We start from the raw sequence: 23,718 nt of genomic DNA, 5'->3' as shown, positions 1-23,718 counted from the left end.
GCTCTTTCTTTATAATTCAAATATGAAAAAAACTGTTTCGCTACATACGCTTGGTTGCAAATTGAATTTCTCAGAAACTTCCACAATTGGGAAAGAGTTTCTGAAGAATGGATATTCTATTGTTGATTTTGATTCCAAAGCAGATATTTATGTGTTCAATACCTGCACAGTAACTGAGAATGCAGAAAAAGAATGTCGTCAACTTGTCAGAAGAGCATTGAGAAATAATCCTGATGCCTTTGTAATTGTAACCGGCTGTTATGCTCAGCTTCGTCCGGAAGAAATTGCAAAGATTGAAGGTGTTGATGCGGTGCTTGGTAGCAATGAAAAATTCAGAATCTTTTCTCTGCTAAATGATTTTACAAAAAAAGAACTTTCCTGCATTTATGTTTCACCTCTTGATGAACTCAATCAATTTGGGAAAGCCAATTCAACTGAAGCAGATAGCAGAACCAGAGCATTCTTCAAAATTCAGGATGGTTGTGATTATAAATGTTCATTCTGCACCATTCCTCTTGCCCGTGGTAAAAGCAGAAGTATGAATCCTGATGAAGTTATTAGTGAATTCAAAGCACTTGTGGATGAAGGATATAAAGAAATAATTCTTACCGGAGTTAATGTTGGCGACTATGGAAAAAATTATTCTACCGATTTATATCGCTTACTTTTAAAGATAATTGATGTTGAAGGTGATTTCAGAATCAGAATTTCTTCAATCGAACCAAATTTATTGAGTGATGAAATTATTGATTTAACAGCTTCATCAGAAAAAATGTGCAAGCACTTTCATATTCCACTTCAAAGCGGAAGTGCAGATATACTTAAACTTATGCAGCGTCGTTACACAGTTGATGATTACCGAAATGTAATTGAAAAAGTAGTTGATAAAATACCTGAATGTGGAATCGGAATAGATGTTATTGTTGGATTTCCGGGAGAGACTGAAAAACATTTTCAAGAAACTTATAAATTTTTAACTGAGCTTCCCTTTTCTTATTTACATGTCTTCACTTACTCTGAAAGACCAAATACAAAAGCTATTTCGCTTCCCGGGAAAGTCGAAGTGAATGAGAGAAAGAAAAGAAACAATATGCTCAGGATTTTAAGCGATAAAAAGAAAAATGCTTTCTATAACTCGCTGATAGGTTCTGAACTTGAAGTTCTTTTCGAAGCTGAAAATGATAATGGATTTATCAAAGGATTCTCATCCAATTATGTCAGAGTCGCTATTCCTTTTGACGAAAATCTCGTGAACAACTTTGCAAAAGTAAAAGTTAAAGAAGTGAGCGATGGTTTGGCGATATCAGAACTTAAAGAGATGAAAAATAGCTTTGAATTACGCTGTCTTTAACATTATAATTAAAATAAAAAATATGAAAAAAATAAATCTTCTTCTTTTCGCTTTCATAATCGTCTCAAAAATTTCCTTTAGTCAGGAATTACAAACATCATCACTTTTAGAATTAAGAACCAAATTAAATATTGAAGAAACATCTGAAGCAAATCTCATTGTAAAAGAAATTCTCCCCTCCGAAACAAAGACCAAGAAAAATGCTGGTTTGGCAATAATATATTCATTACTGCTACCGGGAATGGGTGAACTCTACGCTGATAATTACAGCAGTGGAAAATATTTCACTATCGCCGAAGGAGCTTTATGGGCAACTTTTATTGGAATGAATGTGTATGGAAATTGGCAGGAGAACAGATACAAAACTTATGCACAAACTTATGCTGGTGTAAATCCTGATGGAAAAGATGAAGACTATTATGCAACTATTGGCTTATACACAAGCATAGAAACATATAATAATGAAAAAGCACTTGAACGCAGATATGACGAGATGTTAAATGAGCAGAAATTTTTCTGGAAGTGGAATTCTACAGAGCAAAGAAAAACCTACAGAAGTATGTGGACATCAAGCGAACAAACATTTAATGATGTAAGATTTGTGGTAGGAGCTATGCTGGTGAATAGGTTAATTAGTGCGATAAACGCTGTAAGATCAGTTTCAAGTTATAACAGTGAACTTGAAAAAGAAGTTAGCTGGAATGTTTCATTAGGATTGGACAGAGATTTTCTGAATCAGGAAATTTATAAGATTAACTTTCAGACATCATTTTAAAAATACCATCTTCTTTGTATCACTAAAATCTCCAACTTGAAGTCTATAAAAGTAAATTCCGCTTTTCAACTCAGGTCTTAATCCATTTTTGTCGAATTGATTTATATTGAACTCAATTTTATAATTGCCTGCATTCTGATATTCATTCACTAATGTTGCTAATTCATTTCCAAGAACATCATAAACTTTTAATTGAACAATTTGATTACTGCTTAGTGAGTAAAGAATACTGGTTGTTGGATTAAAAGGATTAGGATAATTCTGATATAGTGTAAAATCGGAAGGTGATGATATATAAACTTCAACTTCTTTTGAGAAAGTAAAGCTTCCATCAAAATCAATTTGCTTAAGTCTGTAAATGTATTCTCCCTGTTCTAAGTTTTTATCTCTAAATGAGTAATAATTTGTTTCAGTGCTTGTTCCATTTCCAGGGATGAATCCAATTTTTTTCCACTCCTGACTATTGACTTTTGACTTTTGACTTCTCTGTACTTCAAATCCTCTGTTGTTTGTTTCAGTTGCTGTAATCCAATTCAATTCAATAAAATCATTTTTAAAAGTTGCGTTAAATGAAACTAATTCAACAGGTATTGAACCCTGAATAATTGTTACAGGAAATTTTGGTCCGAAATTCCATCGGTCGAGTGAATCTGGAATGCCATCATAAACAATACTTAGTCCACACGAATAAAGAGTGTCAATCGCAGAAGAATCAGAAGCGGTGTATCCAAACTCCCAATAAATCGTATCAGAAGCAGATGGAAACACTAAGGGGAAAGCTTGTGTTAGTTCATTTGGAGAACGATAATCCCAGAAAGAAAATGAATCAGTAAGCACCATTGTACCAAATCTTCCGGCAACATTGTATCCACCCGCCTGAGCTGGTCCGCCGGTAAGATACATATGATAAATTCCTGTTTGACCAACCATCAATGTATCAGGACCTTCAACCCAGACTTTAACTGAAGTATCACGAACCACTGTGTGACATACGCAACCGGCACCATTAAGTTCTGTTCCGCCAAGCAATTCAGTCGGGCGATCAAATAATCCGGAATAAGAGAATGCAACAAAAGATACAAAGAGAGCTAAGAGTACTAAATTAGTTTTCATCTGATCGGTTTGGTTATTATTTGTCTGAACTAAGTTAGTTATAACCTGATAATTTCAAAAATATCATCGCATTAAAATCATTTTTTTTGTGTCAATAAAATTCCCCGCTTGCAATTTATAGAGATAAATTCCTGATGAGATATTTTCCGCATCAAATTCAACTTCATATTTGCCTGCTTCCCTGTATTCATCCACAAGTGTTGCAACTTCATTACCAAGAATATCATAAACTTTTAATGTTTGCCAACTGCTTACCGGTGACTGCCAACTAATCTTTGTGACTGGGTTGAATGGGTTTGGATAATTCTGTTCAAGTGAAAATGTTAAATCTAATTTATTTTCGTCAACATCAGTAATAGGTGGAAGTACTTTCATGTAAGCAAAACCTTTTTCCGGAAAATAATCAGTATTTCTGAAAATAGATTTCTCTGAAATTTTTGCTCTGATTTTGATTACATCATCAACCTCTAACCAATCTGGTAAAATCGGAACATTGACACTGTTTCCAGAGGTTATCTCGAATTTAAAATATCTTTTTACAATACCATTCCTAATATGCCACAATTCAATGTATAAAGAGTCCTTAAGGGCATTAACCTGAATTGAATAATCAATTGTCAATACAAACGGGAATGCATTTTTAGGACGATTTATGATAGGGAAAATTTTATTAATTGATACATTAAAGGCATTGTTATAATAGTTGTTACCAATTTTATAGGCAATTAAATTTGTTGTGAGAGAGCTAAATACAAAAATATCGCCACTAGAAGAATGATAGTAAATTAAACCTAAATTTTCTGCAAAAGTAAATTCTTCTCTAATTATATAGGTACCGCTTGAATAAAAGTAAGACATACTAAAAACCTTTACTATTCTGCCTAAAACGGTATCAATCTGAATCCCATCAGTATTGAATATTATGGGAGAACCCGTAATATAGCTGGTAAAATTGCTTGTTGCATTAAAATCCACTGCTATATGGTCAATAGAATCACTAGGAAGCCGTATCCATAAAATCTGATTCTCAATATCATATCTTAACAAACTTGAATTTGAGAAAAATAAAGGACTAGTTCTGTAGTAAACATCATCCCCAATTACAGTATCAGCTAATACAAAAAAATTTTCCCATGTTATCGTGGTAACACCGCCTCCACCCGGGCCATCATAATATAAACTTCCATTGTATTGAAAAGCATTACCAACATTAAGCGGGAAAAAATTTTGTGAATAAACTATTTTATTAAAAAACAAAGCAAATAATATTGTGATTAAAATTAACTTCTTCATTTTAATATCTCCATCTTTTTAACTAAAAAAGCGTCTTGAGACCTCAACCAATAAAAATATACTCCGCTCGGTAAGTCATCGGACTGAAAATTTATTTTATGGGAACCTTGAATTTTATATTCATCAGTTAATACTCTAATTTCTTCTCCAAGAATATTTGAAATTCCAAGTTTTAAATAACTACTAGTTGGTAAATAATATTCAATAGTTGTAGTACTGTTAAAGGGATTCGGATAGTTGTCATATAATTTATAAGAGTTTTCTGTAAAAGGCGGAGATTCAATTCCTAGAGTATAATCTAGTTCATTGAAAACCGATGGACTTGAATAATGAGAGTAATAAATTTTAGGTCCCAATAGGAAGATATAATCATCAGTTAAATCAACTTTAAATATGTAAGATGTATCTGTGTAAACAACTGCAGGCACATAATTTACAACAACAGGAGTCATTCCATACTCAAAATTTCGCCAATAAATAAATCTTTCAGAACCCTCAAACAATTGATAAAAATCATAAATTACACAATCACCCCACCAGGAATTGGAGAAAGTTATTGGAAAATTAGGTTCAATTAATTTTCTTTTCACTATGCCACACCAGTCTGGAGGCATATTTGGATATCTAAATACTATTTGTGAATAAACAAAACTTCCTTTATCGGTTACAAAGCCAAAATAAGAACCACCCTCGTGGCTAATTGTATATGCTTCATAGAGTCCAAAACCCGCTAAGTATTTATAAACTTTAAAGCCATAAAGAATTAATGGATAATTTACTCCTGTGATATGGTCAATTAAAGAATCTTCGACTACTTCAATGTTCCCATTTATCTCTTGAAGAAGTTTAAAGTAATTCTCTTTTTTAGCAATGAAGTATGGTCCGAAAGTGTACAAAATTCCAATAGAGCTGCCAATATATTGATTACATATTATTGAAGGAGTGCTTGTTGAGAGGTCATATAAAGTCAAAGTATCATTATTGTTAACTAAGAGTCTTGATTCACTTATCGCTAATTGAGTTGAAAGACTGTACTGACCCGGGATTATAGCTCTGAGCAAGAAAGGTTGATTGGGTTCCTCTTTTATGAAAAGTAAAATATACTTATCGGAAGTGAAGATGTATAATGAATCTTTGTTAAAAACTCTGTAATAGGTATCAGGGTAGTTTTGTCCATAAACATTAACACAGTTCAGAAAAATTAAAAAAATAATCTTTTTCATAACTGCCTCCTGTTTATTTTAACTTTTTGATCACTTAATAAGTATCATCTTCCTACTTTCGACAAAAGCTCCTACATGAATTTGATAGAAATATATCCCGCTCGTTAAAGACTTAGAACCGCTTAAATCTGTTGCATCAAATTCAACTTCATATTTGCCTGCTTCCCTGTATTCATCCACAAGTGTTGCAACTTCATTACCAAGAACATCATAGACTTTTAAAGTTTGCCAACTGCTAACTGGTGACTGCCAACTTATTTTTGTGCTTGGGTTGAATGGATTTGGATAATTCTGTTCAAGTGAAAATGTTTTCAGATTTTCGATGTTTACATAAATTTCATCTGAATATTTGAATGAACCATCATAATCAATTTGTTTAAGTCTGTAACTGTATTTTCCGCTCTCAAGATTTTTATCATTATATGAATAATGATTTACTTCTGTACTTGTCCCTTTTCCATCAACGAAACCAATTGTTTCCCAATAATGATTCCTCTCTTCGCCCGGAAAAACAGATCGCTGAACTTCAAATCCTTTATTGTTAGTTTCAGTTACCGTCGTCCAGTTTAGCTGAACATTATTTCCTGAAATTGTAGCAGAGAATGAACTGAGTTCAACTGGAATCGGAACAACCGGAATCATTTGAACATTAGTTGTAACTGATGATGTGTACGAGGTGATTTGGACCGGATCAGTTATTAAATCAAAATATCCGGGCGATTGAAATTTTAATGTATAAGTTCCGGGTTGAATCATCCTGTTATAAAATCCAGTTAGGATATCAGAATAAACTTCAGAGCTATCATAATCGTGACTGATAATAGTAATCTTAGCTCGAACCGGATTTCCAACTGTATCGGTAACTATCCCATTTATCCCATAAAAAATATGTTCAATGTAATTTAAGAATGACCTTTTATTATATTCCCAGAAAGAAGGCAGCTGTGATGCCGGTGGAAGTTTCGTATTCGAAATTTCAATTGTTACTTCTCTTCCGTGTCTGTACCAATTTGTATAATCTTGTCTGCCGCCGTGAATTACATACCAATCACCGCCGTTAGTCGTTCCATCATCAAAACCACTCATATAACCAGCAGTAGAATATGCCTGACAAGTATCAGCATAAAGATGAGAAATATATTGATACCAGGTTTGATCAGCATGAATTCTTGCATTGCTTCCGGTGTTTGCCCAGGTATCCCAGGGATAATTTACAACTTCTGCTCCGCCGTGAAAGTTAGCAATTAATGAAAAGTTATTCGCTTCCTGTAGTGTTCTGAATCTTGTAACTTCGATTTGCTGGTTTGGACTTATACCATTAACAGGATCTGGAAAATTTCGATTTAAATCATAATTGTTAAAATTATATCTGGTGGCTCCACTTACTGTATTGTTTCCGCTTCTGTAAGTTCCATCAGGATTTGCAAGTGGATTTATCCAGATTTCAGCGTTGTTGATCATATTCGTAATTCTTGCATCACTACCGTAAGAGGAAAGAAGCGAATCAATGAGGCGCAACATTAAAACATAACCAGTTAATTCATCTCCATGCATACTCGATGTGTACATAAACTGAGGTTCGGCTTCTTTCTGATCAACATTGTCTGAAATTTTAACAAATAAAATTTTTCTTCCCTGAACTGTATTGCCAGCATCAATAACTTTACAGATTTGAGGATAGTTACTCTGAAACTGATTCATAAGATTTACATAAGCATCATAAGTCGGATAAACATCCCAGGCAGATATATCCTCAATATTATTACTCATTTCCGGTTCGATAAGAGTTGAAGGATTTGGCAGGATTTCGAAATCATAATTCAGTTTAAGAAATTCTTCAAACTCGTGAATGTTTGCATAAGCATAAACTGTCTTTCCATTCTTAACATTATCGATTGAAATAATGTTTGTCAGAAAATCAAGTTCACTACGATTGGTTATTTCAAAACGGAAATAAACTTCCGTTTTGTTTTCAAAAATTTCTCTGATATCAATTTGTGCGAATATAAAGTTGGACGACAGTAAAAACAGAAGTGTAAAAATGTATTTCATGAGTCTTCCCTGTGGAATGTGGTGGTTTTAAATGAATATTGTTATTTACTCTATTAAACTTGAGAAATTTTAATGAGAAGGTCAAGATAATTCTTTAAATATTTTGGCAGGAATCTTTTAAATCAGGAATCATTCAATTCCGAACAATTTTTTGAATTCATCGGTGTTAAAGCTCGTAGGTTTTTCTTCTTCCTTGCTATTCTTTTTCTGAATCATCATTCGATTATAAAATTCCTCCGACTTTATCACATTGCAACCACAAACTTTTGCGTAAGATATAATTTCAAGATCTGATGAGACTACATTAACGGAATTCCGATTTCTTATTCCTTCAATTTCTTTTTTAATCTTTTCATCTGCTGAACGGTTTTGTGAATAATGAATTTTAATTCCTGAAACTTTTATTGGCTCATTTTCGAAACCGTCAAAATGCAAACTCACTTTAACTTTTTTCTTTTGAAAATATCTTTCAAGCATTGTTGCAAGCTTGTAACGTGCGACTTGTTTATCGTGCAATTTTTTTAGTGAGGGAATTTTTCCAATAAGATTATTTCCATCAAATATAAAATGAATCATTATCTTCCTTCGAAGAATTGATCGCGTTTTGTGATTTTCAAATCCTGAAGCTGAGGTGCTTTAACCCTTATTTCAAGCATATATCCGCGAAAAGTGCCGATAGGATTCCAGGTAAAATTCATTATCCAACAATGCAGATCTCTCGAAACTCTAATTTGTGGAGCTGCAAATTCTTTTCTATTTAAATCATAACTTCCAGTTATTGACAATTTCCAGGCTGGGGTTAAATTAACATTCATACTTCCGCTAATGCTGGAAGTTTTTGTAATATTTGAAGGTGTAGGTCTGTATTCATTGTAATAAAAATTTAGATTTAAATCCCATGGAATTGAAAAGTCCGGATCACTCATATAATAAAGACCCTGATAGATATTTCTGTTATCTTGTGCAAAGCCAGATTCCTGCGTTGGTCTTGTTGTTTGCTGCGTTTGAGTGGATTTTAATTTTTCTCCTGAGAGTGTAAGTGAGATAGAAAAATTAAAACTCGTTAACCGTAACAATCCTTTTCCGACATCATATAAAAACCGGTTGACACGTGGGGTGGTTCCTTCGTAATCATAGAGTGAAAAAGATGAGCCGCCGTTAAAACTGAACACATTTCCAATCTGAGTACGATAGGTCAATCTTAAATCGGAAAATCTCAAGCTATCGGCGGTAAAATCATAGCCAATATTTGCATTTAGATTCAACAGCTGAACTTTGTTTTCTTTCGATGTTGTATCAGTAGGATCACTCTGCGTTTTCATTTCAAATACATTGGACAAAGAAAAATTCAGTGCCTGTGATTCTCTGTTCGAAGCACCACCGAAAATTTCCTGTTCGAATTTATTGTACTTTATTCTTTGACCTGCCTGATTAGTATAGTAATCATAGTATCCCCAACCGTCAGTTGAAAAATCAGGAGTAAATGAATAACTAATACCTGGAATAACCGTGTGTCTGATTGATTTAACCCCTAACATTTCCGGATTAAAAATTCCATAAAATTTTGTTGATGCATTAACACCAATCGAAAAAGTTCTGACAAAGTTAATTTCCTTAACATCATTCGTTATGATTGAATCATTTCCTTCATAATTGGGGATGGAATATTTTTCAATTCTTTTATTATACCATCTTTCCTGATAATTAAATGATGGTGAAATACTAATGTAACCGATTTTAGGTGAGAGACTTGCAGATAATTGGTGGTTAATTCCTCCCCTTATTTTCAAATCGCTATCTTTTCGGTTACGTCTGTTTTCAAATGTACCCGAATATGAATATCCAAATGTCTCTAATAGACTTTGTGAAGTGCCTGTTTTGGATCTGAACGGATATTTTTGCGATAAAGTGAAGGTAATATTCGGTAGTATTTCATAAACTTCATTGGTCTCAAAAATCTGCCTTCTGTTATAACTGATTGACATACTGTTTCCGGATTCGTCCCAGGATTTAAACAATGTTGCATTTGAAATGGCTTCATTTCTTAGCAAATCATTTACATCCGAAATATTTCGTGTTACTCTGTTGTTTGATAAAAACTCCAATCTGGCATCAAATCTCATTGTTGGAGTAATATTTTGATTATGATTCCAGCGCAATCTCCAATCATTTGTTTCGGTTCTGTCAGGATCATCTTTTTCGCCAACTACAAAACTGCCGTAACTGCCTTCGAGGTTACCGTTGAATTCATATCGTTTTGCATATCGGAACAAGCTGTTAACACGGTAACTACCACGTGTGTAAAAATCTCCTGTCAGATTCAGATCCATATAATCACTAATTGCCCAAAAATAACCGAAGCGAGAAAAATAAGTTCCGTAAGTTGCGTCATCACCGAATACCGGTGGGATAATTCCGGACCTTCTGCCGGATTCAATGGGGAATACGGCGAAAGGTAATGGAATCGGAAACGGAACTCCCCCAAAATGGAGAAAAATCCATTCGGCAATTATTTGTTCTTTATGAATAACTTTCATTTTGGGCGAATAAAAATAATAATGTGGACAAGAATCATTATCGCAAGTTGTATAAACACCATCAGCTATAAAGTAAACATCTTTATCAACTTTTTTAATTTGCTGACCCGTATATTTAGAACCCTCCTGCTCGGTTTGGGCAAATGAAATAACACCCTGCTGAGTTTTAAAATTATATTTCATCCGATTGCCTTTGTATGTTTCACCAGCTTCAGCAAGCACAGGAGTTTCGATGTACTTGTTTAGTGAGTCATCTTTAATTCCATATGCATCAATAATACTTTTTTCAAAATCAATTTCTATTCTACCACTTTTAATTTCTGTTTGCTTGTATTTTAGATTTCCGTTTCCATAAATCAGCATTTTCTTTTCTTTGATTTTAAAGAAGATAGAATCTTTCGCTTCAGCAAAAACAGTTGTATCAACATCATATTTTTTTGGTTTAGTATTTAGCGAAGTATCAGGAAGTGGATCAAAATTCTGAGGAGCTAAAATGGAATCATTAATTTGCGCTATTGAAATATGAATAAAGATTAAGGATAGAATTAAGATTAATTTTTGTTTCATAATTCAGTTGATGCGCAAATATTTTTATGTATTATAAAATACAAGTGCTGATGCACCGAGTATTCCTGCTTCGTTTTTAAGTTTTGCAGGAACAATTTTAATTCTGTGTTTGAGTGGAGTTAAAACTCTTGAAACCATTGTTGATTTTATTGTTGTGAAAAGAGGACTTCCAAATCCGGCAACTCCTCCCCCGATAATGAAAGTACTGATATCAAGCACATTACTTATTGATGTGAAAGCAACTCCAAGCTTAATTCCAAGATCGTGTATAAATTCTTTTGCATAAACATCACCAAGTTCTGCAGCCATTTGAATTATTCTCGGTGAGACTTTTTCGAGATCATTTTCAATCAATTCCCAGATTTTTGATGATGGATGATTGTGAAGTTCTCTCTTTACTGATTCTTTTATATAATGGTTCCCTGCGTATGCTTCAATACAACCTGTTGAGCCACAGTTGCATCTTGGTCCGTTTGGATCAATACAAACATGACCAATTTCGCCTGCACCACCAATTTCTCCTCTGAAAATTTTATGATTGAATACTATCCCACCGCCAACTCCGGTTCCAAGTGTAACCATAACAAATGATTCAAACTTTTTTCCGGCACCGAAAATCAGTTCTCCAATTGCAGCAGCATTAGCATCGTTCTCAACATTAACTTTTAACCCAAATTCTTTTTTGATAATTGCTCCAAGTTCTATCTGTTCCCAACCTGGTAGATTCGGAGGATTTTGTACGGTTCCTTTTTTTGTAGAAACAATTCCAGGCGCACCAATTCCAATACCCGAAATTTTTCGTTTATTGTTCTTTAAAATCTCGTTAATACCTTTTTTGATATTCTTAATAACTACTTTTGGTCCTGACATAGCTTCTGTTTTTACAGAAGTCTTCGAGATAATTTTACCGCTTTCGGAGACTATTCCAACTTTGATATTCGTTCCGCCTAAGTCAACACCAACAGCATATTTTTCTGATTTAGCCATAGGATTAAATTAGTTTGTGAATTGTGTGTCAATAATTTTCAGTTCGCCAGGATAAGTAATATTTCCAATTGGCGTTGAAACCGTTGGCTGAGCATACAAAGTAATTTTTGAAGTTGTACCATTTTTTCCGCCGAGAGTCAAAGCAAGATTAATTACTTTTTCAAATCCCTGATCTTTAAAGAATTGTAACAAATCAATATTAATTCTTAAAGGAATTTTTGTTATTTCACCGGTTCCGGGAACTGTTACAGGAGCATCAATGTCTCCTGATATTGTTTCTTTATCATCAATAAATAATCTCCATTTGAATGACTTCAGAGTTGCATCGGTCCTTGGATAACCACCAGTTCCATCATTTGGACTTTTCGCATCAACATTCAAAACGAATGAAACCGGTAGTTTACCTTGAGTAAAAATCGTTGTAAGCTTCAGAACATCAGTGGGATTAAAATCATTTAGTGATGATTTGTTTGATATATCAAGACCATTTACCTGAAAGCTATTCACATCCCCAACTTTGAATTGTAGTCTGGACAAATTTGTTAGAGTCTGATAGATACTGCATTGATAGAAAGATATTGCAGTTAAAATTACAGTAGAGACGAGAATTACTTTTTTCATAGTATTACCTTTTTAGATTCATTTATTTTTTCGATTATTGCTTCGGCAACTTTTAATGCACGAAGTCCGTCTTCTCCGGAAACAACTGGTTTTGTTTTATTCAGAACTGAGTTAACAAATAATTGTAATTCATATTGTAAAGCATTTACCTCTTTTGTTTCCGGTTGCTCATAAACTAATCTTTTTTTCTTTTCACCAATTCCAATTTCTCCAAAAGAAATTGAACCATTCGAAACCGGAGAATCCACAGGAAGTAATCTGTAAACTTCACTCACACCTGTTACAAAATCCAAAGACAAATAATTATCTCTCTGAAATATTCTCATCTTTCTCATTTTCTTTTGAGAAATTCTGCTTGCAGTAACATTAGCAACAGCTCCGTTTTCAAATTGTATTCTAGCATTTGCAATATCAATATGATCTGAAACAACTTCAACTCCGTTTGCTTCAATATTTTTAACAGGACTTTTGATAAAGCTCAGTATTATATCAATATCGTGAATCATTAAATCCAGAACCACAGCCACATCAGTGCCTCTTGGATTAAATTGTGCAAGGCGATCGCTTTGAATGAATTTCGGATCTGTAATATAATGCTCGAGCGCAAGTAAACCCGGATTAAATCTCTCAATATGACCAACCTGAAGATTTAATTTTTTGTTATTCGAAATCTGAACCAATTCTTCTGCTTCTTCAATTGTTGCAGTGATTGGTTTTTCGATGAAAACATGATTATTAAATTGAAATGCTTGCTTTGCTAACTGATAATGAGCACTTGTTGTAGCAGCGATTGAAACTGCCTGAGTGTTTTTTAATAAATCATCAAGTGATGTGAAAACAGATGTTTGAAATTCATCGGCAACAGATTTTGCTGTTTGCTCATTTGCGTCATAAACACCAATCAATTCACAATTCTCAATTGACTTGAACATTTTTGTATGAAGTTTTCCCAGATGACCAACTCCAACAACTCCAACTTTTAATTTTTCCATTTTATTTACTTTGTTTTAATTCTTGAAAATCCAATTAAGCGATCATAACCACCATAGTTTTGATCACGATAATAAAGAAGAACATTAATTGTGTTTGGAGCTTCCCAATTATTACCTTCGAGAATATACCAATCAATTGCATCAGGTACATCCGGATCACCATTAACAACAACATACTGATAATCATAAATACCGCGTTTCAGTAAAATAGTTTTAGTATAAAGTTCACCATCAAAATCCATTTTATATTCAGGCGAAACTTTCCATTCATTGAATGCTCCGACAAGATAAACATCTCCATAGATTTTAACTGATGGTTTGATAGAAAACTTTACATTCATATATGTCGCATAAGGATCTTTGTGATTGTAAAGAATCATTCCGCCATTAAAATCAGGTAATGGATTTTTATAGAAACGATCCGATTCAAATCCTTCAAACCTGGCAAGAACTTTTTTAGCGCTGTAAGTATTCGTGTTCATCAAATTAACCTGTCTGTATCCATTTCCCGGACGAAAATCTTTAGCAATAAATGTCAGATTGTTTGAACCATCCCATTCAAACTTCCGGTTAAAGTCAAATTGTCCGTTCCGAGTAATTCTTAGGGAGTAATCCACAAGATGATTTTTTATAATCTCTGCTTCGTCAACAAAATGATTAAAGAAATCTTCGGGAATTGTAGTTTTGGCAATTACCCATAAAGATCTTGCAAGCTCAGGTGGATAGTATGATTTATCTTCAATAGTTTCTTTTTTCAGCTCAACATTTAATCCGACTTCAGGATTTGCAACAATAAATTTGCCTTGTGCATAAACTTTAGTTGTATCCTGCAGATCAACAACATAAAATCTCCATTTGCCGGAAAAAGGAAAACTAACATAACCAGCTTTATCGGGAAAACGATTTATGAAATGATAATCTGCTTCTTCAACTGTTACCGGTAAAGAAAAATGATCAAGAAAATAAGCAATATTTTTTCCATAATTGTTAAAGAAAATATTATCTACAGGTTTCCAGTTTCGGTCACAAAATCTGAAGACAATGTTAAACACAGGAAGCGTTTCACTTTGAACATCAAACTCAATCACAAGCTGATTTTTTGAAGTTAAAACCGGGAATGATTTTTCATCATCTGAAGTATAAACCTGAAGACTTCTGATAATTATTTCCTGACTGAAAATAGTAGAAGTCAGAAGTAGAAAAAAAATTAAAAATAGGTTTTTCAATGTTAATCCCCTTTTATGTCAAACATTTCAACGCATTTTACTGAGGTGTGGGGAATGAAGATATTTACTTTATGATTTTCTCTAGTAGTTTCAAGAAGTAATCCATCTTCATAAGCTGATAATAATTTTCCGGTTTTAAAGACTATTTCATACAAAGTCTGATCATTTTTCGAATCGAATGTCAATCCATAATTTTCATGCATCGTAACATTAACCATATAGCCAATAAATGGCTCCCAATTCATTTTCATAAACCTCTCCAAATTATTTGAGTTTTCATATCAAATATAAATCATTAACTATTTGAAGTCATCAGAAACATTGTAACAAAAAAAATCCCTCTTTCACCGAAGTAAAAGAGGGATAAAACACAGCCAAATTATCAGGAAGATGCTTTCAGTTCATTAACTAATTTTGTAATCGCTTCTTTAGCATCGCCAAAATACATTAGTGCATTTGGATAGAAGAACAATTCGTTATCAATTCCCGCATAACCAACATTTAATGATCTCTTATTGATTATAACAGTTTTTGCATAATCAACATTCAGAATTGGCATTCCATAAATAGGACTGTTTGGATCATGCCGAGCAGCAGGATTAACAACATCGTTAGCTCCAATCACAATTACAACATCAGTATTTGGAAAATCATCATTAATATCTTCCATTGCATAAAGTTTATCGTACGGAACCTGAGCTTCTGCGAGAAGGACATTCATATGTCCCGGCATTCTTCCGGCAACAGGATGAATTGCAAAACGGACATTAACACCTTTCTTCTCAAGGACATTCATTAAATCTCTGATTGCATGCTGAGCTTGTGCAACTGCCATTCCATAACCTGGAACGATTATAACACTGCTTACAGCATCGAGCAACATTGCAAGCTCTTCAGTATCAATGGATTTAACCTGACCTTTTTGTGAAGTTGTTGTAGCCGGACCAGTAGTTCCTGCGCTTGCCCAACCTCCCATCACAACATTCAACAGAGAACGATTCATTCCTTTACACATTATTATCGTAAGAATAATTCCGGAAGCACCAACCAATGCACCTGCTATAATTAACTCATTGTTGCCAAGAACAAATCCTGTTGTTGAGGCAGCCAAACCGGAATATGAGTTAAGTAATGAAATAGCAACCGGCATATCAGCACCACCAATCGGAAGCACTAACAGAACACCCAAAACAAGTGAAACACCTGTTATGATAAAAAGTAAATTCAGTTCATTCGGATTGATTACTACATAAGCGCCAGCAGCTAAAACAGCTAATAATAAAATCAGATTTATCGGATGCTGAAGAGGATATTTGACAACTTTACCAGTTACAATTCCCTGAAGTTTTCCGAATGCAATTAAAGAACCTGTAAAAGTAACTCCACCAATCAGAAGACTGAGGATTATCGCAATTCCCTGGTCCACTGGTAAAATAAATGCAGCACCAGTGTCAACAGGATAATTTGGATTTTTTCTAAAGTATTCAGATAAAGCAACTAATGTTGAAGCACCACCACCAAAACCATTAAGTAAACCAACCATCTGTGGCATACCGGTCATTGGAACTTTGATAGCCATAATTGCACCAACAAGAGCTCCAACGATTGAACCAATAATTATCCATTCATAAGTTAAAACATTCTGGTCAAGTAAAGTCGCAACAATAGCCAGAAACATTCCTATCGCCGCATAAAGATTTCCCTGACGAGCAGTTTTTGGTGACGCTAATTTTTTTATTCCGAAGATGAATAAAATTGAAGAGAGCAAATAAGTTATTTCAATAACAGCTTTCATTTTTTCATCTCACTTTTTCTTAAACATTTTGAGCATTCTGTCTGTTACAAGAAATCCTCCAACGACATTTATCATTGCGAAGATAACTGCAACAAGACCAAGAATTGTACTGATATTAAATTGTTCCATTCCTGCACTAAGTATTGCACCAACTACGGTAATACCGGAAATTGCATTTGAGCCAGACATAAGTGGTGTATGAAGTGTAGGTGGAACTTTTGTAATTAGTTCGAAGCCAACAAATATGGCAAGAACAAATACATAAATGTGCATTAGAAATAAATATTCTTCCATAAAATTTTTCCCTTTTTACTTTATTAAATCTTTTACTCTTTGATTTATTACTTCACCATTTCGGGTTATTAAACAACCTTTTACAATTTCATCATCTAAATTCAGATTTATTTTTCCATCTTTAGAAATATGCTGAATCAGACTCAAAATATTTTTCGAATACATTTCACTTGCGTGTGTAGGAACCATACTTGGTAGATTTGGTTCACCTATTATTGTTACATCATATTTTTTAACTGGCTTTCCTTTTTCACTTATCTCACAATTTCCACCAAACTCAGTAGCCATATCCAGAACAACACTACCAGCCCTCATATGCTTGACCATTTCTTCAGTAACAAGAATCGGTGCTTTCTTTCCCGGAACCAAAGCTGTGGTGATTACTATATCAGCTTCTGTAACATGTTTGAAGATAAGTTCCTGTTGTTTTTTTAGGAATTCCGGTGATGCTTCTTTTGCATAACCACCAGCATCCTGCATATCTGCGGAAGTTTCTACCTCAATAAATTTTCCGCCAAGTGATTGAACTTCTTCTTTAACAGCAGGACGGATATCAGATACTTCAACAACGGCTCCTAACCTTTTTGCTGTGCCGAGTGCTTGTAATCCTGCTACACCTGCACCCATTATTACAACTTTGGCAGGAGAAATTGTACCAGCAGCGGTCATCATCAACGGAAAGATTTTTCCCAAATGATTAGCAGCAAGAATGACACTCTTGTATCCGGCAATGTTTGCCTGTGAACTGAGAGCATCCATCTTTTGTGCAAGAGTTGTTCTGGGAATCATATCCATTGCTATAAAATCAATTCCCCTCTCTGCGCATTTTTTTGCTATGTCATAATAATGGAGAACATAAGCAAGAGATATTAGCAGAGAACCTTTTTTGTATAAATCAATTTCATGTTTTCCTGACGGGTGTTCAATTGGTCGCTGCACTTTGAAGATAATATCAGCATTTGAATAAAGATCTTCTACAGTGTTTGCGATCTTGGCCCCTGCTTTGATGTATTGATCATCACGAAATCCGGCATTTAGTCCGGCATTGGTTTCAACTATAACTTCAAATCCGGATTTAATTAATTTGGAAGCAACATCTGGAACGCAGGCAACTCGGTTTTCACCAGGCAGGAGTTCTTTAGGTATGGCAATAATCACAGATTTTATCCTCCTATGGTAAATTATTTATAATTAACACTGAAAACTTAAACTCAACTGCTTATAAAACCAAGAAGACTTTTTCTGAATTTTATATAATTATTTTTTTAATACGAATTTGATTTGAAAATAATTCTTAAGGAATCATTGAAGTGATATGAATCAAAAAATTAACGAACAGCAAACAAAATTATTGACGAGAGTACTTGAAGTAGTTATTTTTGAACCGCCGTTCATTTATAATTATATTGACAATGAGAAGAAAAGAAGGAAATAAAGAACAAGATATTATTGCAGCAGCAATTGAAGTTTTTGCTAAAGAAGGTTATCACGAAGCAAAAATTTCGGAAATTGCTGAGCTTGCTAATGTAGCTACAGGAAGTGTTTACCTGTACTTTGAAAGTAAAGAAGATTTACTTGTAAAAATATTCAGTGGCTTGTGGATTAAGTTGATTTCCTTGGTAAAATCCATTTACGATAGAGATGATCTTTCATCAATCGAAAAACTTGAAGGATTTATTGATACAGTGTTTGATGTTTTCACATCTAATTCAAAGCTTGCTCTGCTGTTTGTGAAAGAGCAACCACATTTTCTTCAGGATAAAAACAACAAGCTGAACGATCTTTACAATAACTTTCTTGAAATAGGTGAGAAGATTCTGGACGAAGGTTCAAAAAATAATTCTTTCAATAAAAATCTTGATAAAAGTATTACAAAGAATTTTGTTTATGGCGGAGTTCGTCATTTACTTCATTTATGGGCACTTAATCCGAATGAATATCCACTGAATAAAGTAAGACAGGATATTAAATACATTGTTAAAAAAGGAATTTTAATTTAAAAATTTTTTAGTCTTTTAATGAATTGTAATTCATTTATGGAGTTTATTATGAAAAAAGTATTTGTCTTATTGACATTAGCTATTTCTACAATCCATAGTCAGAGTCTGACATTGGAAGATGCAATTGATTATGCACTAAAACACAATGAGCAAATCAAGCAGTATGAAGCTAAGCTATTTCAGAAAGAATATCAGAATCTGGAAGCTCTTGGAAACTTTCTTCCTCAGATAAATCTTAATGCTTCATACACACACTTAAATGATCCGATAGCAATTGACCTTGACCCAATCCGACAAGCAATGATTCAACTTCAATCAAAAAATCAGGTTGAGTTTGCTAACATTTATAATTTGTTGCAAGGTAATCCTCAACTAACAAACGAGCAGAGAAATTTTTTATTCAATCAATACAGCTCTCAATTAAATTCACTGATTCCACCATTTACAAAAGAGTTGAAGAAGCAAGACTATAAAACCGCAACGCTTGTAGGTATTCAACCGATATTTACCGGAGGAAAACTTCTTGCTACAAAAAGATTTTCTTCTCTTGATGAAAAAGCTGCTGAGGTTGAATTAAAACAAATTAAAGATGAAGTAACAAAAGAAGTAACTAAAAAATATCTTGCTGTTGTTTTGATGAATGATGTAATTAAAATCAGAAACGATGTTGTTGAATCAGTAAAAAGACATCGTGATCGTGCTGATAAAATGTTAAAACAAGGATTAATTTCAAATCATAATCTGCTGCGTGCAGAGGTTGCCTTAGCCGATGCTGAGAAAAATTTATTCGAGGATAAAAATAAACTCGAGTTGGCTTACCTTGCACTGAAAAATGAAATGGGAATGGACTTGAATGAAACAATTGTTATAGATGACTCATTAATTTTTCATGATTTCGCTGACTCACTGGATTATCTTTCAACTCTCGCTAAGAATAACAACTCAATTCTCCAATTGATTGAATTAAAGAAACAACAAGCCGAACAAAAATATAATGTTGAAAGAAGTTCTTTCTTACCAACACTTGCTGCTTTCGGTAAATATGAACTTTATCCGGAATATCTTTCAACACTTGAACCTCGTTGGGCAGTTGGTCTATCACTGAATATTAATCTTTTCAACGGTATGCGTGATTATGCTAAACTGCAGACAGCGGATTATCTTATTGAAGAAGTAAATTCTCTTCAAAAAAATGTTGAGAGTAAAATTTCTTTAATGATAAATAAAAGTTTTAAAGATGTAATCAATGCAAGAGAAAAATATTTCAGAAATAAAACCACTGTTGCACTCGCAGTTGAAAATCTCAGATTGAATGAAAAAAGATTTGAAACTGGACTCGGAACATCATTAGAAGTTGTTGATGCAAATCTGGCTTTTGAAAAAGCTTTACTCGATTCTGAATCATCTTTATTCGAATACTACTCAAATCTGACAGAGCTTTATTCAGCTGCCGGAAATCCAAAGAATGTTTTAACGATTTTGAAAAATAAGGAGAACTAAAAATGAAGCTCAGAAATTATCTCATCGCTTTACCATTTGTGCTTGCAATAGTTGCTGTAATAGTAATTGTTGCTCAATCAAACATTGATGAAGAAAAAATAGTAACCGGATTGATAGAAACAACAACTGTAAATGTCGCTTCAAAAATTCCGGGAAGAGTTGAAGAAATTTTCGTAAAAGAAGGGGACAAAGTTTCAAAAGGTCAGGTACTTGCAAGACTTGAAAGCAAAGAAATGAATGCTAAAGTTGAGCAAGCAAAAGGTCAGCTTGAAGCGGCAAAGTTTAAATATCAGATGGCACTTAATGGCGCTCGTCCCGAAGAAAAAGAAGCAACTGAAAAACTTTATCTTCAGGCAAAGCATCAGTATGAACTTGCACAGAAGACTTATGAACGAATGATGAATCTTTATCGAGATAGTTTGATTTCTGCTCAGGAAAAAGATGTTTATGAATTTCAGTACAAAGCTGCATTTGAACAAATGAATGCTGCTAAATCAAAGTATGATATGGTTGTTAAGGGTGCGCGCTATGAAGAAATTGAAATGGCAAAAGGTCTATATTATCAGGCAGAGAACGGTTATAAAGAAGCGCTTGCTTATCAGCAGGAGCTTGAAATTAAAAGTCCGATTGATGGTGAACTTCAGAAAAAGTTAGTTAATCAAGGTGAGATTATCTCGAGTGGATATCCTGTTTTTAGTTTGATTGACACAAAAGATTATTGGGTTTCAATTCAGTTGAAAGAAGATGAAATGAATGGAATTAAAATCGGCGATCAATTTTATGGAATTGTTAAAGCACTCGGTGATAAGAAAATAAAATTCAAAGTCTATTACATCTCAGCGATGGGTGATTTTGCAAATTGGAGACCGACAAATCAGAAAGGTGAATTTGATATCAAGACTTTTGAAATAAGATTAAAGCCTGTTCACGAAAATCCTGAATTAAGACCGGGAATGACAGCAAACATTATTCTTTCCAGATAAGATGCAAAATGCTGAAGGTAATTTTAAATATTGCACAAAAAGAATTTAATCAGATAAAGAACAGCACAATAACAGTTTTTCTTTATTCACTGTTTCCAATAATTATATTTCTTTGCTTTTCAATTGTTTATCAGAATGAAATCATAAGAGAGATTCCGGTCGCAATTGTAGATGAGGATAAATCAGATTTATCCAGAACTCTTATTCAATACATTGAATCTTCGCCTTCTATGAAAATAGTTAATTATTGTGAATCGAAAGAAGAATTAAAAGAAGACTTTCTAAGAGGAAAAATTCATGGTGGATTCTACTTCCCTGCTGAGCTAAGTTCAGATATCAAATCCGGAAAGCAATCAAATGTTGTAATGTTTATTGATGCAAGCAATCTTTTAATAAGTAATAGCTTGCTGAATGATGGGACTAAAATATTAAAGACTGTTAATGCAGGAATTCTCTTAAAAAAATTTAAGTCAGGTGGTTTAACTGAAAATCAATCTTTGAATCTTGTCAATCCACTGAAAGTTGAAACGAATGTTTTATACAATCCAAATTACAGTTACATAACATATCTGATTCCCGGATTAACAACTTTTATTCTTATGATGGTTGTAATGATGGGCGCTGTTCCAATCATTAATCATAAAATCGGCGAAGAAGATTTTCAATTTGCTCTCCGTGAAACGAAAGGAAAAATTCTTCCGGTATTGATTGGTAAATCTATTCCTCATCTGCTCTTTCATCTTGCAAACATTTTAATATTGGTGGGAATAATATTTCCGGCATTTCACATTGACATTAGATCATCAATCATAATTACAATTTTATATTTATTCTTTTTCATCATAGTAAGTTTCAGCTTCGGAATAATGCTATCGTCATTGATACCTAAAAGAACTTTAGCTACCGAAGTTGCCTTATTTGTTTTGACTCCGGCTTTCATTTATAGTGGTTTAACTTTTCCTTTGTGGGCTATGCCAGAGATTCATCAATTTATTGCGAAGCTAATTCCATTTACTTATTTCCTATCAGGATTTATTAAACTCTATGAGATGAATTTGGATATTATCTATCTGAAAAATGAGCTGATGGTACTGATGATTTTCTTTGCATTGTCTTTTTCAATAGCAATCTTATCAATTAAAATCAGATTAAAACAAAATGGTATTGGCCACGATGAAAAAAATTAATTCCATATTTGAAATAATAAAAAGAGAAATAAACTGGATAATTACCGATCTTGATTTAATTGCAATGCTTCTTGCTGCTCCTCTTTTCTATTCTTTCTTTTATGGAACGATGTATATGAACAAAGTTGAGCACGAAGTTCCGGTTGCAGTTTATGATGAAGACCGTTCGAGTGAATCTTTAAATCTGATTAAACAATTAAACGCTCATCCTTCGATTTATATAAAAGAAGAATTAAACAGTTTAGATGAAATAGATAAAAAATTAATTGATGAAGAAGTTCAGGGTGTAATTTTCATTCCGAATGATTTCAGTAAAAATTTAAAATTAAACAGGGACACGAGAATAAAAATTTATCTAAATACACATCGTTTTCTTCATTCAAACGATTTGAACAAAGCTGTTAATGAAGTTGCTTTTACTAAAGGTGAAGAAATAAGAGTTGAATATTTTTTGTCTAAAGGATTTTCTGATGAGCAAGCGAAGGAATTGGCAAATCCTCTTAAGGATGAAATAAAATTATTGTTCAATCCATCTGAATCTTATGGTGATTTTTTGATTCCCGCTATTTTGATTCTGGTTTTACAACAGACATTATTTATGGGATTGGGACAATCAATGGCAAAGGAGAATGAAACAAAAAGTTTTGCGGAGTTGAAAACTCTTTCCGGAAATAATCCCTTAGTTGCTCTTTCAGGAAAAATAAGTTTTTATCTGATACTTTATTTTGCTTACGCTTTAGTTTTCTTTTCTGTTCATCTATCAGTCTTTAAAATTGTTTTCAGAGGAAGTTATTCTGCATTTATAATTATAAGTGTTTTATTATTACTATCAATTTCACTTATGTCTCTTATAATTGGAAATTTCTTTTCCAAAAAAGTGTATGCCTTAATTCTTATTTCTTTCACTTCATATCCATTATTCTTTTTCACAGGTTATTCCTGGCCAACATTAGCCATGCCCACAATCGCAAAAGCAATTGGTTATTTAATTCCAACAACTGCGTATATGAATGCAATTCATAGAATAGTATCGATGGGAGCTAACATCGGACACATAACTTTTGAAATTATGAATTTGATTATAATCAATGCAGTACTGTTTATTTTGGTTTTACTAATTTTCAAAAGAAAATTTTTGAAAGAACATCAACCAAATCAATAATTGATTTCAATATTGAATTTCTCAATAAGGTGATGTAAGTTTATGTAGAATAACAATTAC

At 33.4% G+C, this 23,718-nt stretch carries 21 protein-coding genes; 7 read left to right on the top strand and 14 right to left on the bottom strand.

All coding sequences use genetic code 11. From position 1 onward, the window contains the following. Nucleotides 1-22 precede the first annotated feature (22 nt). On the top strand, nt 23-1,351 hold the full coding sequence (gene mtaB, locus Q0X14_RS00165) for a tRNA (N(6)-L-threonylcarbamoyladenosine(37)-C(2))-methylthiotransferase MtaB (RefSeq protein WP_297840785.1): 1,329 nt from the start codon (nt 23-25) through the stop codon (nt 1,349-1,351). Between the two features lie 22 nt (nt 1,352-1,373). Then, the gene (locus Q0X14_RS00160) at nt 1,374-2,126 is read left to right on the top strand and encodes a hypothetical protein (protein ID WP_297840782.1); all 753 of its coding nucleotides are present in this window, start codon (nt 1,374-1,376) and stop codon (nt 2,124-2,126) included. Here the strand turns inward: Q0X14_RS00160 and Q0X14_RS00155 are convergent. The 14 genes from Q0X14_RS00155 to Q0X14_RS00090 form a co-directional block, all read right to left on the bottom strand. Then, a complete protein-coding gene (locus tag Q0X14_RS00155) occupies nt 2,118-3,239 on the bottom strand; it encodes a choice-of-anchor V domain-containing protein (RefSeq protein WP_297840780.1) in 1,122 nt (373 codons plus the stop codon). The two genes, Q0X14_RS00160 and Q0X14_RS00155, sit on opposite strands and share 9 nt — an antisense overlap. Nucleotides 3,240-3,302: 63 nt before the next feature. Continuing rightward, complete coding sequence (locus Q0X14_RS00150; RefSeq protein WP_297840777.1) at nt 3,303-4,532, bottom strand: T9SS type A sorting domain-containing protein; 1,230 nt, start codon at nt 4,530-4,532, stop codon at nt 3,303-3,305. Then, nucleotides 4,529-5,755 carry a T9SS type A sorting domain-containing protein gene (locus tag Q0X14_RS00145; protein ID WP_297840774.1) on the bottom strand — a complete coding sequence of 409 codons (1,227 nt, stop codon included), beginning with the start codon at nt 5,753-5,755 and terminating at the stop codon, nt 4,529-4,531. Before Q0X14_RS00145 ends, Q0X14_RS00150 begins: the two co-directional genes overlap by 4 nt. Nucleotides 5,756-5,785: 30 nt before the next feature. Next, nucleotides 5,786-7,807 (bottom strand): M14 family zinc carboxypeptidase, encoded by a 2,022-nt coding sequence (locus tag Q0X14_RS00140; RefSeq protein WP_297840772.1) that lies wholly within the window; start codon nt 7,805-7,807, stop codon nt 5,786-5,788. 129 nt (nt 7,808-7,936) lie between these two features. Next, nucleotides 7,937-8,383, bottom strand: a complete 447-nt coding sequence (locus Q0X14_RS00135; RefSeq protein WP_297840768.1) for an NYN domain-containing protein — start codon at nt 8,381-8,383, stop codon at nt 7,937-7,939. After that, nucleotides 8,383-10,911 (bottom strand): putative LPS assembly protein LptD, encoded by a 2,529-nt coding sequence (locus Q0X14_RS00130; RefSeq protein WP_297840765.1) that lies wholly within the window; start codon nt 10,909-10,911, stop codon nt 8,383-8,385. The genes Q0X14_RS00135 and Q0X14_RS00130 overlap by 1 nt, the downstream gene beginning before the upstream one ends. Before the next feature lie 24 nt (nt 10,912-10,935). Continuing rightward, entirely contained in the window at nt 10,936-11,898 is a 963-nt protein-coding gene (locus tag Q0X14_RS00125; RefSeq protein ID WP_297840762.1) for an ROK family protein, read from the bottom strand. 9 nt (nt 11,899-11,907) lie between these two features. Beyond that, nucleotides 11,908-12,519: a hypothetical protein gene (locus Q0X14_RS00120; protein ID WP_297840759.1), complete on the bottom strand. Its 612-nt coding sequence runs from the start codon at nt 12,517-12,519 to the stop codon at nt 11,908-11,910. Continuing rightward, nucleotides 12,516-13,511: a Gfo/Idh/MocA family oxidoreductase gene (locus Q0X14_RS00115; RefSeq protein WP_297840757.1), complete on the bottom strand. Its 996-nt coding sequence runs from the start codon at nt 13,509-13,511 to the stop codon at nt 12,516-12,518. Before Q0X14_RS00115 ends, Q0X14_RS00120 begins: the two co-directional genes overlap by 4 nt. 5 nt (nt 13,512-13,516) lie before the next feature. After that, the gene (locus Q0X14_RS00110; RefSeq protein WP_297840754.1) at nt 13,517-14,737 is read right to left on the bottom strand and encodes a type IX secretion system plug protein domain-containing protein; all 1,221 of its coding nucleotides are present in this window, start codon (nt 14,735-14,737) and stop codon (nt 13,517-13,519) included. A 2-nt stretch (nt 14,738-14,739) separates the two neighbouring features. After that, nucleotides 14,740-14,988 (bottom strand): hypothetical protein, encoded by a 249-nt coding sequence (locus Q0X14_RS00105; RefSeq protein WP_297840752.1) that lies wholly within the window; start codon nt 14,986-14,988, stop codon nt 14,740-14,742. A 131-nt stretch (nt 14,989-15,119) separates the two neighbouring features. Continuing rightward, the gene (locus tag Q0X14_RS00100) at nt 15,120-16,532 is read right to left on the bottom strand and encodes an NAD(P)(+) transhydrogenase (Re/Si-specific) subunit beta (RefSeq protein WP_297840749.1); all 1,413 of its coding nucleotides are present in this window, start codon (nt 16,530-16,532) and stop codon (nt 15,120-15,122) included. Nucleotides 16,533-16,541: 9 nt separating this feature from the next. Further along, a complete protein-coding gene (locus Q0X14_RS00095; RefSeq protein WP_014559913.1) occupies nt 16,542-16,826 on the bottom strand; it encodes an NAD(P) transhydrogenase subunit alpha in 285 nt (94 codons plus the stop codon). A gap of 15 nt (nt 16,827-16,841) precedes the next feature. Continuing rightward, nucleotides 16,842-17,984 (bottom strand): Re/Si-specific NAD(P)(+) transhydrogenase subunit alpha, encoded by a 1,143-nt coding sequence (locus tag Q0X14_RS00090; RefSeq protein ID WP_297840742.1) that lies wholly within the window; start codon nt 17,982-17,984, stop codon nt 16,842-16,844. A 254-nt stretch (nt 17,985-18,238) separates the two neighbouring features. Between Q0X14_RS00090 and Q0X14_RS00085 the strand changes: the two genes are divergently transcribed. Genes Q0X14_RS00085 through Q0X14_RS00065 form a run of 5 tightly spaced genes read left to right on the top strand, consistent with a single transcriptional unit; the run spans nt 18,239 to nt 23,658 of the window. Next, the gene (locus Q0X14_RS00085) at nt 18,239-18,826 is read left to right on the top strand and encodes a TetR/AcrR family transcriptional regulator (RefSeq protein WP_297840740.1); all 588 of its coding nucleotides are present in this window, start codon (nt 18,239-18,241) and stop codon (nt 18,824-18,826) included. Between the two features lie 48 nt (nt 18,827-18,874). Beyond that, on the top strand, nt 18,875-20,326 hold the full coding sequence (locus tag Q0X14_RS00080) for a TolC family protein (protein WP_297840738.1): 1,452 nt from the start codon (nt 18,875-18,877) through the stop codon (nt 20,324-20,326). Between the two features lie 2 nt (nt 20,327-20,328). Continuing rightward, nucleotides 20,329-21,309: an HlyD family efflux transporter periplasmic adaptor subunit gene (locus tag Q0X14_RS00075; protein ID WP_297840736.1), complete on the top strand. Its 981-nt coding sequence runs from the start codon at nt 20,329-20,331 to the stop codon at nt 21,307-21,309. Between the two features lie 8 nt (nt 21,310-21,317). Beyond that, the gene (locus tag Q0X14_RS00070) at nt 21,318-22,496 is read left to right on the top strand and encodes an ABC transporter permease (RefSeq protein WP_297840733.1); all 1,179 of its coding nucleotides are present in this window, start codon (nt 21,318-21,320) and stop codon (nt 22,494-22,496) included. Continuing rightward, the gene (locus Q0X14_RS00065; protein WP_297840731.1) at nt 22,483-23,658 is read left to right on the top strand and encodes an ABC transporter permease; all 1,176 of its coding nucleotides are present in this window, start codon (nt 22,483-22,485) and stop codon (nt 23,656-23,658) included. The genes Q0X14_RS00070 and Q0X14_RS00065 overlap by 14 nt, the downstream gene beginning before the upstream one ends. Nucleotides 23,659-23,718 lie beyond the last annotated feature (60 nt).

It is taken from the genome of Ignavibacterium sp., from assembly GCF_025998815.1.
Taxonomy (GTDB): domain Bacteria; phylum Bacteroidota; class Ignavibacteria; order Ignavibacteriales; family Ignavibacteriaceae; genus Ignavibacterium.
Note: the sequence above shows the minus strand (reverse complement) of the source record. Positions and strands in the feature narration are given on the sequence as shown.